17 protein-coding genes and 1 pseudogene are annotated in these 13,287 nt (G+C 72.2%); 7 read left to right on the top strand and 11 right to left on the bottom strand.

Features of this window, described 5'->3' with window-relative positions:
* Window positions 1-19 precede the first annotated feature (19 nt).
* Complete coding sequence (locus ABFJ78_RS35335) at window positions 20-457, bottom strand: DoxX family protein (protein ID WP_436391525.1); 438 nt, start codon at window positions 455-457, stop codon at window positions 20-22.
* A 126-nt stretch (window positions 458-583) separates the two neighbouring features.
* On the opposite strand from ABFJ78_RS35335, the gene ABFJ78_RS35330 reads away from it, so the two are divergent.
* Window positions 584-1,336, top strand: a complete 753-nt coding sequence (locus ABFJ78_RS35330) for a maleate cis-trans isomerase family protein (protein WP_436391523.1) — start codon at window positions 584-586, stop codon at window positions 1,334-1,336.
* 8 nt (window positions 1,337-1,344) lie between these two features.
* Window positions 1,345-1,812, top strand: a complete 468-nt coding sequence (locus ABFJ78_RS35325; protein WP_436391521.1) for an NUDIX domain-containing protein — start codon at window positions 1,345-1,347, stop codon at window positions 1,810-1,812.
* Here ABFJ78_RS35325 and ABFJ78_RS35320 read toward each other — a convergent pair.
* The 4 genes from ABFJ78_RS35320 to ABFJ78_RS35305 all read right to left on the bottom strand — a co-directional run bounded on the left by ABFJ78_RS35320 (window position 1,798) and on the right by ABFJ78_RS35305 (window position 5,151).
* Complete coding sequence (locus ABFJ78_RS35320; protein ID WP_436391519.1) at window positions 1,798-2,445, bottom strand: HAD family hydrolase; 648 nt, start codon at window positions 2,443-2,445, stop codon at window positions 1,798-1,800. The genes ABFJ78_RS35325 and ABFJ78_RS35320 overlap by 15 nt on opposite strands.
* 56 nt (window positions 2,446-2,501) lie before the next feature.
* Window positions 2,502-3,293 (bottom strand): alpha/beta fold hydrolase, encoded by a 792-nt coding sequence (locus ABFJ78_RS35315; RefSeq protein ID WP_436391517.1) that lies wholly within the window; start codon window positions 3,291-3,293, stop codon window positions 2,502-2,504.
* Window positions 3,290-3,934, bottom strand: coding sequence for a DUF998 domain-containing protein (locus tag ABFJ78_RS35310; RefSeq protein ID WP_436391515.1), 645 nt, complete (start codon window positions 3,932-3,934; stop codon window positions 3,290-3,292). The genes ABFJ78_RS35315 and ABFJ78_RS35310 overlap by 4 nt, the downstream gene beginning before the upstream one ends.
* Before the next feature lie 98 nt (window positions 3,935-4,032).
* Window positions 4,033-5,151 carry a metallophosphoesterase gene (locus ABFJ78_RS35305; protein ID WP_436391513.1) on the bottom strand — a complete coding sequence of 373 codons (1,119 nt, stop codon included), beginning with the start codon at window positions 5,149-5,151 and terminating at the stop codon, window positions 4,033-4,035.
* A gap of 95 nt (window positions 5,152-5,246) precedes the next feature.
* Between ABFJ78_RS35305 and ABFJ78_RS35300 the strand changes: the two genes are divergently transcribed.
* Window positions 5,247-5,519: a DUF6412 domain-containing protein gene (locus tag ABFJ78_RS35300; protein WP_372664216.1), complete on the top strand. Its 273-nt coding sequence runs from the start codon at window positions 5,247-5,249 to the stop codon at window positions 5,517-5,519.
* Window positions 5,520-5,582: 63 nt separating this feature from the next.
* On the top strand, window positions 5,583-6,230 hold the full coding sequence (locus ABFJ78_RS35295) for a YidC/Oxa1 family membrane protein insertase (RefSeq protein ID WP_436391511.1): 648 nt from the start codon (window positions 5,583-5,585) through the stop codon (window positions 6,228-6,230).
* On the opposite strand, the gene ABFJ78_RS35290 is transcribed toward ABFJ78_RS35295, so the two are convergent.
* A complete protein-coding gene (locus tag ABFJ78_RS35290; protein ID WP_436391509.1) occupies window positions 6,213-6,626 on the bottom strand; it encodes a DUF1992 domain-containing protein in 414 nt (137 codons plus the stop codon). The two genes, ABFJ78_RS35295 and ABFJ78_RS35290, sit on opposite strands and share 18 nt — an antisense overlap.
* A gap of 66 nt (window positions 6,627-6,692) precedes the next feature.
* Between ABFJ78_RS35290 and ABFJ78_RS35285 the strand changes: the two genes are divergently transcribed.
* Window positions 6,693-7,463 (top strand): TetR/AcrR family transcriptional regulator, encoded by a 771-nt coding sequence (locus ABFJ78_RS35285; protein WP_436391507.1) that lies wholly within the window; start codon window positions 6,693-6,695, stop codon window positions 7,461-7,463.
* On the opposite strand, the gene ABFJ78_RS35280 is transcribed toward ABFJ78_RS35285, so the two are convergent.
* The 3 genes from ABFJ78_RS35280 to ABFJ78_RS35270 all read right to left on the bottom strand — a co-directional run bounded on the left by ABFJ78_RS35280 (window position 7,460) and on the right by ABFJ78_RS35270 (window position 9,975).
* Complete coding sequence (locus ABFJ78_RS35280; RefSeq protein ID WP_436391505.1) at window positions 7,460-7,711, bottom strand: hypothetical protein; 252 nt, start codon at window positions 7,709-7,711, stop codon at window positions 7,460-7,462. The two genes, ABFJ78_RS35285 and ABFJ78_RS35280, sit on opposite strands and share 4 nt — an antisense overlap.
* A gap of 5 nt (window positions 7,712-7,716) precedes the next feature.
* Window positions 7,717-8,865: a lytic transglycosylase domain-containing protein gene (locus ABFJ78_RS35275; RefSeq protein WP_436391503.1), complete on the bottom strand. Its 1,149-nt coding sequence runs from the start codon at window positions 8,863-8,865 to the stop codon at window positions 7,717-7,719.
* Between the two features lie 195 nt (window positions 8,866-9,060).
* Window positions 9,061-9,975 carry a LysR family transcriptional regulator gene (locus tag ABFJ78_RS35270; protein ID WP_436391501.1) on the bottom strand — a complete coding sequence of 305 codons (915 nt, stop codon included), beginning with the start codon at window positions 9,973-9,975 and terminating at the stop codon, window positions 9,061-9,063.
* Window positions 9,976-10,078: 103 nt separating this feature from the next.
* On the opposite strand from ABFJ78_RS35270, the gene ABFJ78_RS35265 reads away from it, so the two are divergent.
* Complete coding sequence (locus ABFJ78_RS35265) at window positions 10,079-10,774, top strand: SDR family oxidoreductase (RefSeq protein WP_436391499.1); 696 nt, start codon at window positions 10,079-10,081, stop codon at window positions 10,772-10,774.
* Window positions 10,775-10,875: 101 nt separating this feature from the next.
* Window positions 10,876-11,493 carry a hypothetical protein gene (locus ABFJ78_RS35260; protein ID WP_436391497.1) on the top strand — a complete coding sequence of 206 codons (618 nt, stop codon included), beginning with the start codon at window positions 10,876-10,878 and terminating at the stop codon, window positions 11,491-11,493.
* Window positions 11,494-11,495: 2 nt separating this feature from the next.
* Here ABFJ78_RS35260 and ABFJ78_RS35255 read toward each other — a convergent pair whose 3' ends face one another.
* A complete protein-coding gene (locus ABFJ78_RS35255; protein WP_436391495.1) occupies window positions 11,496-11,930 on the bottom strand; it encodes a GNAT family N-acetyltransferase in 435 nt (144 codons plus the stop codon).
* Between the two features lie 1,220 nt (window positions 11,931-13,150).
* Window positions 13,151-13,287 (bottom strand): annotated as a pseudogene (locus tag ABFJ78_RS35250) (HNH endonuclease); the annotation flags it as partial.

Genomic DNA, 13,287 nt, shown 5'->3' with positions numbered 1-13,287 from the left:
GACCGCGCGTCTTCTTCCGTCAGCGCTTGCGCAGGTTGTCGAGCGCGAGGCGGCCGGGGCCGATCGCGGCGAACAGCAGGAAGACCCACGAGTAGACCGCGGCGGGCTCGCCCATGTTCTGCAGCGGCAGCAGACCCATCGGGGCGTGCACGGTGAAGTAGGCGTAGGCCATCACGCCGGAGAGCAGGATCGCGGCCGGCCTGCTGGCGAGCCCGACGAGCAGCAGGACCGCGCCCACGAGCTCGAGCAGGCTGCCCCACCAGCCGGGGAACGAGCCGAACGGGACGCCGCCGCCCTGGCCGTCGATGCCGCCGAAGAAGCCGAATCCCTGCAGGCCGTGGAAGCCGAAGAGGAACGAGATCACGATCCGGCTCGCGCCGACGACGATGCCGGTGACCGGGGCGGTCGTGGTGGCGGCGGTGCGGGACTGGGTGTCGCGGGCGGTGGTGGTGGTCATTGCGGGTTCCTTCCCTGGGTTCTTCCTTGCCTTCTGCCTACGCGTCGAGTGGCTTCTCCCCGGATCGACAACCCCACGGAAAAATCTTGAACGAGTTTCCGGGGACCGGCCGGGGTACTCGCCAGGGTGATCCGTTTGGCCCTGCTCTACCCCACGCCGGACGCCGCTGAGGACGACTTCATCGACCTCGCCGCCCGCTGCGATCCGCCGGCCGAGGTCGTCCCGGTCCACTTCCCGTGGCCGGAAGGCGTCGGCGACCTGTCCGCGCTCGACACCGAACAGACCTACGCCGCGGTCCGCGAACTCGGCTCGGACGCCCACCTCGAACAGGCGATCCCCGCACTGGACGGCTTCGACGCGGCGATCTTCGCCGTCACCAGCGCCAGTTTCCTGCACGGCGAGCACGGCGTCGGCCACCAGCTCCGCACCCTGCGGCGGCTGACCGGGTTGCCTGCCGTCAGCACGACTTCGGCGTTCCAGCACGCCGTGCGGCGGCTCGGGCTGACCAGGGTGGCACTGGCGTCGGTCTACCACCCCTCGGCCAGTGATCACTTCGTCCGGCGGCTGGCCGAGGCCGGCGCGACCACCGTCTGCCGCGTCGACGCGGATGCTCCTTCCGACCGCGAACTCGCCGGGTGGACCAGCGGCCGGATCGAAGCGCTCGTCCGGTCGTGCCTGCACGGCGAGGCCCAGGCCGTGGTCCTGCCCGAAACCGCACTGCACACGGCCACGATCGCCGACCGGCTCGACGAAGCCGCCGGCCGTCCGGTCCTCACCGCCACGCAGGTCAGCATCCGGGCCGCTTATGACGCCGTCGGCCGCCGGCCCCGGGCGACGAACGCCGGTGTCCTGTTCGGCCGACCGGCCGCATGCGGTTGACTGGGGCGATGGCGGGCAAACGCAGTGCCGGGCTCCTGCTCCACCGCGGGCGGGGCGAGGACGTCGAAGTGCTGCTCGGGCACATGGGCGGGCCGTTCTGGGCGAAGAAGGACGCGGCGGCGTGGTCGCTGCCCAAGGGCGAGCTGGACCCGGACGAGCCGCCGGAGAAGGCGGCGCGGCGCGAGTTCGAGGAGGAGCTGGGCCTGCCGGCGCCCGCGGGTGAGTACGTCCCGCTGGGCGAGGTGAAGCAGTCGGGCGGCAAGGTCGTCACGGCGTGGGCGGTCGAGGCCGACCTCGATCCGGCGGCGGTGGTGCCGGGGACGTTCACGATGGAGTGGCCGCCGCGCTCGGGCCGTCAGCAGGAGTTCCCCGAGGTGGACCGGGTCGCGTGGTTCTCGCTGGAAGTCGCGCGCGAGAAGCTGGTCAAGGGCCAGCTGCCGTTCCTGGACCGGCTGCTCGAGCTAGTGGGTCAGTAGGGCCTCGAGCGGCTTCGCGGTGAACGACGGCAGCACGACGTCGGCCTGGCCGAAGTCGAGGCTTTCGGTGATCGCGTTCGGCACGGCGACGCAGGTCAGCCCGGCGGCCTTGGCGGAGGTGACGCCGTGGGGCGTGTCCTCGAAGGCGATGGTCTCCTGTGGTCCGGCCCCAAGGGCGGCCAGCGCGGCGAGGTAGAGGTCGGGGTCGGGCTTGGCCTGGTGGCGGTCCCCGGTGAGGACGGCGTCGAAGTAGGGCGCGATCCCGAGCCGCTCGAGGTGCGGGTTCACCCAGGCCCCGGACGAGCTGGAGGCGACGGCCAGTTTGAGGCCCCGTTCGCGAGCGTCTTCGAGGTAGGCCAGGACGCCTTCGCGCGGGCCCAGCTCGTCGAGGAGTTCGAAGACGCGGGCTTTCGTCTTCGGCCGCAGCGCCTCGGGGTCGATGCCGGGGACGTGCTCGGCGAGCAGGGCGAACATGGCCGGCGTGGTGTGCTGGGTACCGATGACGGCGTACCAAGCAGCCATCGGCAGCTCGACGCCGTGGTCGAGGAAGAGCTCCCGCCACGACTGCAGCACGGCGGACTCGGTGTCGGCGAGGGTCCCGTCGAAGTCGAAGACCAGGGCGCGGGTGGGCACGCCTGCACCCTGCCCGCCCGGTGATCGCTCGGGCAAGGGAGTTGTGACGAGGGCGGCTAGTCCAGGTAGAACTCCTGCAGTACCGGGGCCAGCGCCGCGGCTTTCACGATGTGCGTCTGGCCCGGCAGTGTTTTGTACTCCGCTTGCGGGAGCACCTTCGCCAGTGATGCCACGCCGTGGCGCATCCACTCCGGGCTCTTGCCGCCGTCCGCCACCAGCGTCGGGACCTTCACCTCCGGCCACGCCGCGGGCAAGGGCTCGCCGGCCTGGTAATCGACGACCAGTGCCGTGTCGTAGGGGATCGTGTGGGCCACGCGCTTGAGCTTCGCCCAGAACGGCATGATCCGCATCAGCGCCACCGTCGCGCGGCCCAGGCCCACGCCCTCGGTCATGAACATCTTGACCGCCTTGCCCGGCTTGCCGTCGGCGAGTGCGGCGTCGAGCCGGGCCGGGTAGTCGGCCGGGACGCGGGGACGCGTGTCGTCCACGACGAACGGGGGTTCGTACAGCGCCAGCTTCGTCACCGGGAGGCTGCGGGCCGCTTCGAGCGCCAGCGCCACGCCCGACGAGATGCCGAACAGGAACACCTCGCCGCCCGCCTCTTTGCTCAGCGCGGCGAGGTCCTCGACCTCACGCTCGACCGCGTACGGCCCGGTGTCGCCGCTCTCGCCGCGGCCACGGCGGTCGTAGGTGTACACCGTGAAGTGCGGGGCCAGCTCCTTCGCGAGCGCGTCGTTCGGGGACGAGCCGCGGTAGCACATCGCGCCGTCGACCAGGACGAGCGCCGGGCCGGACCCGGCCCGGGTGTAGGCGATCTTCGTGCCGTCGGCGGAAACCGTCGTGCTCATCGGGATTCTCCTCGCGGCAGCAGGTGGGCGGACGTGGTGGCGAGCCAGGCGAAAGCGATCACGACGGCCGCCCAGAAGCCGAGGGTGACGACCGGGCTCGTCGATCCGGACGCTACGCCCGCGAAGCCCGCGAGGAACAGCAACCCGCTGAGCCGCGAGTACCACGCTCGCGCGGGCGAGAGGTGCGAGCCGATCGCGAAGCAGGCCGCGACCAGGGCGAGGAACCCGACGCCGCCGGCGGCGAAGTGCAGGATGCCGTGCCAGCTGACGGTCGACGGCGGTCCGGCGGGCGTGCCGGCCGGGAAGCCGTCCTGCGGGTCGGCGCGGAAGACACCGGCGCACAGCAGGCTGACGCCGTAGACCGTCAGCAGTCTCGGCCCCCACCGGCCGGGCAGGACGCGCCGGATCCCGGCCGCCGCCGCGACCGTGAGCAGGCCGGTGACCAGGAAGTTCGTGATCTGGACGAAGCCGAGCGACCCGTTGGACAGGACGCTCGCGGGATGCCGCGTGAAGTCGAAGCCGGCGCGGGTCAAGCCCTGGAGGACACCGGTGGCGACGAAGACGGGCCCGGCGAGGATCCCGCCGGTCAGCAGCGTGCGGGTGGTCGGGAAGGTGCTGGTGGGAAGCGTCGTGGTGGTCATGGCGGACAGCGTGGCATCCGACGGTCGAAACTGTCAAGACAAAAAAACTTGTCGGTGGCGAAGTCGCTCGCCACGAGAGGGGTCGCCATGGCTTGAAGTCAGGCGGAGCGCAGCGTGAGGAGCGTGATCTCGCTGGGCGCGAAGACCCGGAACGGCGGACCCCAGAACCCGGTGCCCCGGCTGTTGTACAGCTGGGTCGGCCCGTGCCGGGTCAACCCGGACAGCGTCGGCTGGTCGAGCCGCACCAGGAGGTGGAACGGCCAGATCTGGCCGCCGTGCGTGTGCCCCGAGATCTGCAGCGCGACGCCGGCTTCGCGCGCCTGCTTGACCTGCTTCGGCTGGTGCGCCAGCAGGACCACCGGGACGTCCGCCGGCGCGTCCGCCAGTGCCGCGGCCAGGTCGGGGCCGTGGCCGGGCAGGCCGGACGCCGAGCCGGTCGGGTCGTCGATGCCGGCGAACACGATGCGGTCGCCGTCGCGCTCCAGGAGCGTCGAGCGGTTGTGCAGGGTGTCCCAGCCGAGCCCTTCCATGTGGTCGATCCAGGCCTGGGCCTCGCCGAAGTACTCGTGGTTGCCGGTGATGTAGAACCGGCCGAGCGCGGCCTGGACGCCGCCGAGCGGGTCGACCTGCTTGCGGCGCTCGGCCACCGCGCCGTCGGCCAGGTCGCCCGCGTGGCAGACGACGTCCGCGTCCAAGGCGTTGACCGCCGCGACGACCTGCTCCGACCACTTCGTCCGGTCGATCGGGCCGTAGTGGGTGTCGGTCAGCACGGCGACGCGCAGGCCGTCGAGGCCGGGGCCGAGCCGCGGGATGACGACGTCGGTCGCCTTCACCGGCGGCACCCGCATCGCGACGCGGTTGCCGTGTACGAGCAGGCCGGCCGCCACCGCGAACGTCACGCCCGCGACGATCCGCGAGCGCGCCGGGTCGTCGACGCCGAGCAGCGCGACGCGCAGCACCAGGCTCAGGACCGACCAGCTGAACAGCACCCAGATCACGGCCAGCAGCGAGTCGCCGAGGCGCGCGGCGCCGTCCTGGTGCCGCGCGTGGCCGCGGAACATCGCGACCGGCATCGTCACCAGGCCCAGCGCGAACACCACGGTGCCGGCGACCGTGGCCGCCGTGCCCCAGTCCGGCGCGAGGACGAGCGTCCACCACGGCACGGTGAACAGCAGGATCAGCGCCAGGATCGGCACGACGACGAATTGGCCTCTCATCGAACCAGGTTACAGCCCATCGGGCTGTTACCCCGGACCACCGGGGTCGCGATTCCGCTACCCTGGGGTCTCGGACGATAGGGGGTGACCAGGGCGTGAACACACTGCTGGAGCTGGCGTTCCCCGTCCTCGCGAGCCCGACGGCGCTGGTCGCCTTCGCCTCCATCGCCGCCGCGAGCCTCCTGGTCGTGCTGCTGGTCGGCAGCACCCACCGCGGTGAGCTCGCCCTCTGGTCGGCGCCGGTGCGCAGCCGCGCGACCGCCCTGCGCCGGCGCGCCCGGCGTGCCGAGTCGATCCGGCTACGCGACCCCGGCGCCCCGGGACGCAGCAGGCCACGAGCACCCGGTTCCCGCAGCACGGCTGCGTAGGAACCCCTTCGACGCAGCCATTCCGCTCACCCACACCCCTTCCACTCATGCGGAGTGCTGCCCATGTTCGGCTTTCTCGACGTGCCCGTCGCCGGCGCGTACCACCTGATCCACGCCCTGACCGGCCCGTTCTCGACGGCGCTGGCCATCGTCCTGTTCACCCTCGGCGTGCGGCTCCTGCTGCACCCGCTCGCCCGGTCGGCGGCTCGCGGCGAGCGCGCCCGGGCCGCGTTGCTGCCGGAAATCAAGACCCTGCAAGCGAAGCACGGAGGTGACCGCGACCGGCTCGCCGCGGAAGTGACGAAGCTGCAGCAGGAGTCCGGGACCTCGCTGTTCAGCGGCTGCCTGCCGATGCTGCTGCAGCTGCCGTTCTTCACGGTCATGTACCGGCTCTTCACGACGCCGGTCATCGGCGGCGAACCCAACTCGCTGCTCGGTGCGACCCTCCTGGGGACGCCGCTGGGCGCGCACGGCCTCGCCGGCAGCCCGCTGGTGTTCGTCATCGCGGCCGGGCTGGCGGTCGTCGCGTGGTTCTCGGTCCGGCAGAACCGGCAGCCCGCCGACGGCGTCCCGGGCGGGAAGCTGATCCGGCTGCTGCCGTACGGCACCGTGCTCGCGACGCTCGTCCTGCCGCAGGCCGCCGGGATCTACCTGCTCACGACGACGGCGTGGACGGCCGCGGAACGGGCGTTGCTACGACGCGGCTCGTGAGCGCCGCCAGTCCTTGACGGCCTCTTCGACGTCCACCAGCGCCACCGTGAGCGGCGGGCCCGTGTGGTGGTTGAGGTAGGCCTGGCGGATCCGCTCGTTGAGGTCGCCGACGACCTCACGCACCCCTTGCTCGGTCCGCTCGGCCGTGAGCCGGCCCGGCAGGTCCTGGACTTCGCGCTTGAGCGCGAGCGCCGGCGGCAGCAACGCCTTGGTGTCGTGGCCGCCGGCCCGGACCTGCCGCAGCACCCAGTCGGTCGCCGCGTCGTTGCCGGTGGGCTTCGGCAGCGGCTTGCCGGTGCCGGGCAGGTCGTCGAACTCGCCGCGGTCGCGGGCCTCGTCGATCTGCCGGTCGACCCACCAGCGGAAGGAGACCTTGGGCGGCTTGCGTCGGGTCATGCCTCCAGAATGCCAGGTCGGGCGGGCGGCCCGGGTAGGATCACCGGCGGGGAGCGAGGGGAGCGCATGACCGCCGAACGCACTGGTGCCGACGACGTGGACCGGACGCTCGCGCTGCTCTGGCGCGCCCGCGGCGGCGCGGCCGAGCCGACCCGGGGCCGCCGCCCGACGCTGACCATCGAGCGGATCGTGGCCGCGGCGATCGCGGTCGCGGACGCCGACGGGCTGGTGGCCGCGTCGATGCACCGCGTCGCCAAGGAGCTCGGCGCCGGCACCATGACGCTCTACACGTACGTCCCCGGCAAGGCCGAGCTGGTGGACCTGATGGTCGACGACGTGCTCGTCGGGCGGCGGCTGCCCGGCCCGGGCGAGCCGCGGCCGGCGGACTGGCGCGCGCAGGTGGCGCTGTACGCGGAGCGGACGCGCGAGGCGTACCGCGAACACCCGTGGCTGTGCGAGGTGTCGCGGGTCCGGCCGCCGCTCGGGCCCGGCCAGCTGGCGGGCCAGGAGTACCTGCTGTCCATCATGGACGGTCTGGGGCTGCCGCCGCGCCAGGCCGTCGCGGCGGCCAACGGGATCGGCACGTACGTCGACGCGAACGCGGCGCTCGGCGCGGAGAACACCCGCCTCGAGCGCAGCACCGGGCAGTCGACCGAGGCCTGGTGGCACCAGCGGTCATCCTTCTGGGAGAACTACTTCGTGGTCGACGCGCACCCGGCGATGAACCGGATCTGGCTCGGCGGCGGCTTCGACGAGAGCCCGAAGGGCCAGGGCGACGCGGCCTACGAGTTCGGCCTCGACCGCATGCTCGACGGCATCCAGGCGCTGGTCGGCTAGCGCCGGGCGCGCCACCGCAACCGGCGTCGCTCCTGGCTCGGCACTTCGGGCGCCGGAGCCGCGCGCAGGACGTCCCGGCAGAGCGGGTCGAACCGGCCGGGTGCCTCGATCATCGGCGCCGCCAGCACCATGTGCCCGCAGACCGCCCGGAACCGACCGTCGTGCCGGCCCGCAGCGAACTCGTCCTCGGTGACGGCGTGGGTGTAGCCGTCGGTGTCGCAGCGGATGTGCACCAGGAACGGCTCCACCGGGCTCACCCCGTCGGGCTGGTCGTGGTGGACTCGGTGGGCGTGCTCGCCGAGTCGGCGGCGGTGCTGGTCGGTGCCGCGGAGCTGGTCGTGGGCGTGGTCGGCGTCGTCTCCGGCGGCGTGGTGGACGAGGGCGGCGGTGTCGTCGTCCCGCTCGTCGGCGTGCTCGGCTTGGTGGTCGGGGTGGACGACGGCGGCGTGGTGGCCGGCGGCGTCGTCGTGACCGGGAGCGAGCCCGGCGGCTGGGCGGCCACCGGCGGCGCCGGCGGGGCGGGCGCGCCGACCGGGCCACCGGCGGCGGCCGCGTCCGGGGCGTTCGGCGTGCCGATCGGGACGTCGCTGTCGGGCAGCTGGGCCACCCCGCCGCGGTAGGCCGCGGCCCACGCCAGCACAGTGTCCACATAGGACTGGGAGTTGTTGTAGCGGCGGACGGCCAGGCGCTGGCCCGCGTCCGTCGACAGGTCCAGCCCGCCCGAGCACAGGTAGCGCGCGGTGGCCAGGGCCTCGTCGTAGATGTTGTTCGGGTTCGACACGCCGTCGCCGTTGCCGTCGGAGGCGTAGCCGCGCCACGTCGACGGGATGAACTGCGTCGGGCCGACCGCGCGGTCCCAGACCGCGTCGCCGTCGTACTTGCCGCCGTCGGTGTCCGGGATCGCGGCGAACGCGCCGGCGCCGTTGAGCACCGGGCCGAGGATCGGCTCCAGGGTGTCGCCGTTGGCGTTGACGTACCCGCCGCGCGCGTGGTTCGACTCGATCCGGCCGATGCTCGCGATCAGCGCCCAGTCCAGGTGGCAGTTCGGCTGCTCCTTGGCCAGGATGTCGGCGGCGTTCTGGTAGGCCTTGAGCATGCTCCCCGGGATGCCGAGCGGCCCGGAGATGCCCGCGGAGCCCGCGCGCCCGCCGGGCACGACCAGCGGGGTGGGCAGCGGCGGCTGCGGGAGGCTGCCGTCGACGGCGACGGGCGGCATGACGATGTTCGGCTGCTGCAGCGGGGCGGCCTGGTCCGGCAGGGCGTCCCCGGCGTTGGCGACCACGACCGGCGCGGGCAGGCCGGTGGTCAGCGTCGGCAGCACGACGAGCGCTCCGCCCGCGAGCGCGGCCGCGGCGCGGCGGACCGCCCGCGAGCTCTTGCGACGTGGCCGGTGCTTCGCCATGGTGCGTCCCCGCTTCCCTCGATCTTCGCTGATCGCCTCACCCGATCGGCCTCACCCACCGGTACTGACCGGTAGGAGCAAGCTATCCGATGGAACCAAACTTTGGCGAATAGCACAGCGAAATCGGAGCGACGAAGCGAAGTTCGTCCTGATGGCACAAAACCTTCGTAGGGAATCTGTCACATTCACCAGGACTTAACGTGCCTCTGAGGAGAGTTTGCCCTGGAGAGCGCCCGGAAGGGCGATCCCGCGGTGCCTTACGTCCGCGGAAAACCGCCGGACGAGTGGATCCGACGGCGTCGCGGTGAACGTCACGACGTCGCGGTGCAGCGCAGGCTTCAGCCGCCGCAGCGCGCCGGCGAACGTGCGGGTCAGCGCGGTCGCCGGGACCAGCGCCACGCCCAGCCCCGCCGCTGCGAGCTGCGCCGCCGTCGCCGCCTGCTTCGTCCGCATCACCGCGCTCAGCACGGTTCCACGCCGCGCCGCCTCCTCGTCGAGCCAGCTCCCGAGGCCGTTGTCCGGGTGGTAGTGCACCACCGGCAGGCCGGCCAGGTCGGCCATCGGTAGCGCCGCCCGGGTGGCGAGCGGGTGGTCCGCGGCCAGCGCGACGACGACCTCCTCGCGCCCCACCAGCTCCGTGTGCCCGGTCCAGCGGCTCGGCCGCGGCCCGACCGCGACGTCCGCTTCGCCCGCTTCCAGCGCTGTCACCAGCGCGTCCGCGCTCGTCGTCTCGGTCAGCGTGATCAGCACGCCGGGACGGTGCCGGTGCCAGGCCCGCAGCACGGGCGCGAGCAGCCCGGCGGTCATGGTCTCCGCGCACGCGATCCGCAGCGTGCCCTCGCCGCCGCCGGCCACCGCGCGGCCGGTCCGGACCACGCGGTCGGCGGCGGCCAGCGCCGCCCGTGCGTCGGCCAGGATCGCGCGCCCGGTGGCGGTGGGCCGGACCCCGCGCGGCAGCCGTTCGAGCACCGGCGTGCCCAGTTCCCGTTCGAGCGCGCCGATCTGGTGGGACAGCGCGGGCTGCGACAGGTGCAGCCGCGCGGCCGCCTCGGTGATCGAACCGGCGTCCAGCACCGCGACCAGGCACTCGAGCGCGCGCAGGGTAGGCATTAGGCGATTCTATCGCAGCCATCGAAAAGATTCGGATCACGACGGGATGGTTCCGGCGGCGTTCCGCGCTGACTCCGGTGTGCGAAACGGAAGGAGCACGGAAATGTCGTTCGAAGGAAAGCGGCTGGTCGTCGTCGGCGGGGGTTCGGGGATCGCGCGCCGGATCGCGGCGGACGCGTATGCGGTGGGTGCGGAAGTAGTCTTGGCAGGGCGGAATCCGGCGCGGATCGACGTTCCCGGTATTCGCGCCGCATTCGCGGATCTCGGCGACGAATCGTCGCTGAAAGCGCTTGCCGAAGAGGTCGGCGAACTCGATTACCTCGTCACACTCGCGGCGGCGCCGGCGAACGGGCCCGTCTCGGCGCTTTCGCGGGACGCGGTCGTCCGGGCCTTCGACGCCAAGGTGATCGGGCCGTTGCTGCTGGCTCGTGAGTTCGCGCCGAGGTTCCGGGACGGTGGCGCGATCGCGTTGTTCTCCGGGATAGCGGCGTGGCGCCCGGCGCGTGAGCGGGTCGTGATGGCCACGACGAACGGCGCGGTCGCGTTCCTCGCGGAAGCGCTCGCGGTCGAGCTCGCGCCGATCCGGGTCAACGCCGTTTCCCCGGGCATCGTCGACTCCGGCGCGTGGGACCGCCTCGGCGAGGGGAAGGACGATTTCCTCCGCCGGACCGCGGAAGCGAATCCGGCGCGCCGGGTGGGCCGGCCGGCGGATGTCGCGGCGGCGACTCTGCAGGCGCTGGCGAATCCGTTCGTGACGGGCACGGTGCTGCACGTGGACGGCGGCGGCAGGCTTGTTTAGGAACGCTGGGTGAACGAACCTTTACAGAGGCCCGAACCATTCCTATGATCGGCCGTCCGGACGCAGTTGCCCGCGTCCGGTCGGCCCAGGTGGAGGGTTTGATGGCACGCAGGGCTCCGCGCGGCGACGCGGTCACGGTCGCCGAGCTGCTGGTCCGGTCCGCGGCGGACGGTCGTCACCGCGAGCCCCCGCGGCACCGGGAGAAATCGCCGGCGCTGCGGTCGTTGGCCCGGTTGCGGGTGTTCTCCGTGGTCGCCGGCGCGCTGGCATTGACCGGCGGCGTCGCCACCGCGGTGTCGATGCCGGTCGAACGGGGCGCGGGAGCGTCGTGGCCGCCGGTCGGGCTGGAACCGCCGGCTGCGGCGCTGGTGCCGTTTCCCGCGGAAGTCGTCGTGCCGCCCGCCGCGCCGGCTCCGAAATCCGTTCCCGCGGCTGGTCATTCCGACGAAGCCGCGCCGGTTGTGGTTCAGCCGGTTTCGAATTCCGTCGGCGTGCCGGCCCATCGCGGAAATCTGGCGAAGGCGATCAAGATCGTCGGCAAGGTGAAGCCGCAGAAGCTTTTGAAGGCGCCGGCTCCGGCACGGGCGCCGTCTCCGGCGAAGAAGGCGGCGCCGGTCCGGCACGAGATCCCGGACTTTTCGGCGTGGTGGCGCGGGTGGGCCGAGCACCAGCCGTCGTCCCACGGCCGGCACGACGGCTGCGGCCGCCACCGCCGGTGACGTCAGAGCGGGATTTGGTACTGCATGAAACCCTTGTCGAGCGCGACCTGGTCGTAGAGCCGCCGCGCGGTCGTGTTCGAGGTCTGCGTGTGCCAGTAGACGCGCACGCAGCTTTGCGCCCGCGCCCAGTCGGCGACGGCTTCGATCAGCGCCCGGCCGGCCCCGCGGCCGCGGGCTTTGCCGTCGGTGAACAGGTCCTGCAGGTAGCAGACGTCGGCGGAGGTCGTGCTGGGGTGCGTGAAGAAGTGCACGATGCCGACGAGCTCGCCGTCGAGCCGCGCGCCGAGCGCGTGCATCCGCTCGCCGCTTTCGAACTCGCGCCAGGCGCGGTCCACGAGTTCGGGTGCGAGCGTCCGGCCGTAGAACGTGTTGTAGCCGGCGAACAGGTTTTCCCAGGCCGGCCGGTCTTCCGTGGTGAGGCCCCCAGTGGTGATCATGCAGTCGAGGCTAGCGCGCCGGGTGACACGCCGGACACAACTGGCCAGTAAGGTGACGAACCCGAATCCGATTCATAGAATCTGCAGCCAACAGGTCCGGTCGGCCCAATGCAGCGGAGGTTCCCGATGGCGCGCACGGCGCACCGTGCCAGTGGCAAGCCAGTTACGGTGGGCGAGCTGATGCTCCGCCCGGACGTCCACGGCAGACGCCGGCCCGAGGACCTGGAGGTGCTCGAGCTGGCGTACCGGATGCGCCGCCGGGTCGGGCCGGAGCCGGTCGCGGAGCGGACGCCCCGGTCTCGGGCATTGGCGGTGGTCACAGGCCTTTGGCGGCGTAGGTCGAGGTAGGTTCGCCGTGATTGTGGCCGCCGGTCTCTGAGCGGCTCTGTTGGCTCCGCCGCGGGTTTCTTCGCAGGCCACCCTCGTCGAGGGTGGCCTTTTTCGTGCCCGTTGGACGCGGTAGGTGCACCTTGATGGCGGCGGAGGTCGCCGGGCGTTCGCCGCCGCGCACCTGCCGGCTCCCGGGGCGCGGGTGGCGGTAGTCGGCTGCGGGAGGTTGTGGTTCGTCGGCCAGGCCTTACGCCGTGCCGGGGAGGCCGGTGCCTTCGCCGCCTCGGAGTTCCTCGTCGGCCGCGACTACGGCCATTCCAGGGTTCGTGACTGACGAGTGGGTGCCGCTGCGGTTTTTGCGCTGGTCTGTGGTGGCGGATGGTGAGCGTGCGGGTGGCGGGCGAATGGTTGTGGTTGGGATGGGGGTGGTGCTCGCCGGCGGTTAGTGGCGCGGGATAGGCGGTCGTGGTTGGGGTGAGGGCGGTGCTTGCTTGCGTTGGGGCGGTCGGTGGTGGTGGGGCAGTGTTTGCCTGCGGGGTGGTGGTCGGGTGGGGTGGGGGCGGTGCTTGCTTGCGCTGGGGTAGCCGGTTGTGGTTGGGGTGGTGCTTGTCTGCGGGGGTGGTCGGTTGTGGTTGAGGTGACGGCGGACTTGCCGGCGGGTTGTGGCGAGGGTGGCCCTTTGTGATTTGGGTGGTGGCAGTGCCTGTCGATGGATGGGGCGTGGGGTGGCCAGCTGCTGGGGTGGCGGCGGTGCTTGCCGGCTGCACACGGGTAATCGATTGGGAGACGCTGTGGTGGCACGGTTTAAGGCGGTAGCGGGATCTACCGGGGTGATCACGTGGGTGTAGGCCCGTAGCCGTCTGGCTGCGGGCCTTTCCCGTGTTCGGTTGTCACGCTGCGAAGGGCAGCGGTTGGTGCAGGTTGTTGCGCCTGGGTTTTCGTTCCCTGTCCAGGAATGCTGGTGGGAGGAACTCGGGGAGGCCGTCGGCGGCGATGCGGACTTCCCAGCCTGAGCGGTGTAGTAGCC

The sequence above is a fragment of the Amycolatopsis sp. MEPSY49 genome, assembly GCF_051337345.1.
In the GTDB taxonomy this organism is placed as follows: Bacteria; Actinomycetota; Actinomycetes; order Mycobacteriales; family Pseudonocardiaceae; genus Amycolatopsis.
The sequence above is the reverse complement of the archived record's forward strand: the minus strand, read 5'-3'. Positions and strand labels throughout refer to the sequence as shown.

Coding starts and splice junctions, on each gene's coding strand:
- ABFJ78_RS35335 (WP_436391525.1), bottom strand. CDS start 457: ATGACCACCACCACCGCCCGCGACACCCAGTCCCGCACCGCCGCCACC.
- ABFJ78_RS35325 (WP_436391521.1), top strand. CDS start 1,345: ATGGCGGGCAAACGCAGTGCCGGGCTCCTGCTCCACCGCGGGCGGGGC.
- ABFJ78_RS35315 (WP_436391517.1), bottom strand. CDS start 3,293: ATGAGCACGACGGTTTCCGCCGACGGCACGAAGATCGCCTACACCCGG.
- ABFJ78_RS35310 (WP_436391515.1), bottom strand. CDS start 3,934: ATGACCACCACGACGCTTCCCACCAGCACCTTCCCGACCACCCGCACG.
- ABFJ78_RS35305 (WP_436391513.1), bottom strand. CDS start 5,151: ATGAGAGGCCAATTCGTCGTCGTGCCGATCCTGGCGCTGATCCTGCTG.
- ABFJ78_RS35295 (WP_436391511.1), top strand. CDS start 5,583: ATGTTCGGCTTTCTCGACGTGCCCGTCGCCGGCGCGTACCACCTGATC.
- ABFJ78_RS35290 (WP_436391509.1), bottom strand. CDS start 6,626: ATGACCCGACGCAAGCCGCCCAAGGTCTCCTTCCGCTGGTGGGTCGAC.
- ABFJ78_RS35285 (WP_436391507.1), top strand. CDS start 6,693: ATGACCGCCGAACGCACTGGTGCCGACGACGTGGACCGGACGCTCGCG.
- ABFJ78_RS35275 (WP_436391503.1), bottom strand. CDS start 8,865: ATGGCGAAGCACCGGCCACGTCGCAAGAGCTCGCGGGCGGTCCGCCGC.
- ABFJ78_RS35270 (WP_436391501.1), bottom strand. CDS start 9,975: ATGCCTACCCTGCGCGCGCTCGAGTGCCTGGTCGCGGTGCTGGACGCC.
- ABFJ78_RS35265 (WP_436391499.1), top strand. CDS start 10,079: ATGTCGTTCGAAGGAAAGCGGCTGGTCGTCGTCGGCGGGGGTTCGGGG.
- ABFJ78_RS35260 (WP_436391497.1), top strand. CDS start 10,876: ATGGCACGCAGGGCTCCGCGCGGCGACGCGGTCACGGTCGCCGAGCTG.
- ABFJ78_RS35255 (WP_436391495.1), bottom strand. CDS start 11,930: ATGATCACCACTGGGGGCCTCACCACGGAAGACCGGCCGGCCTGGGAA.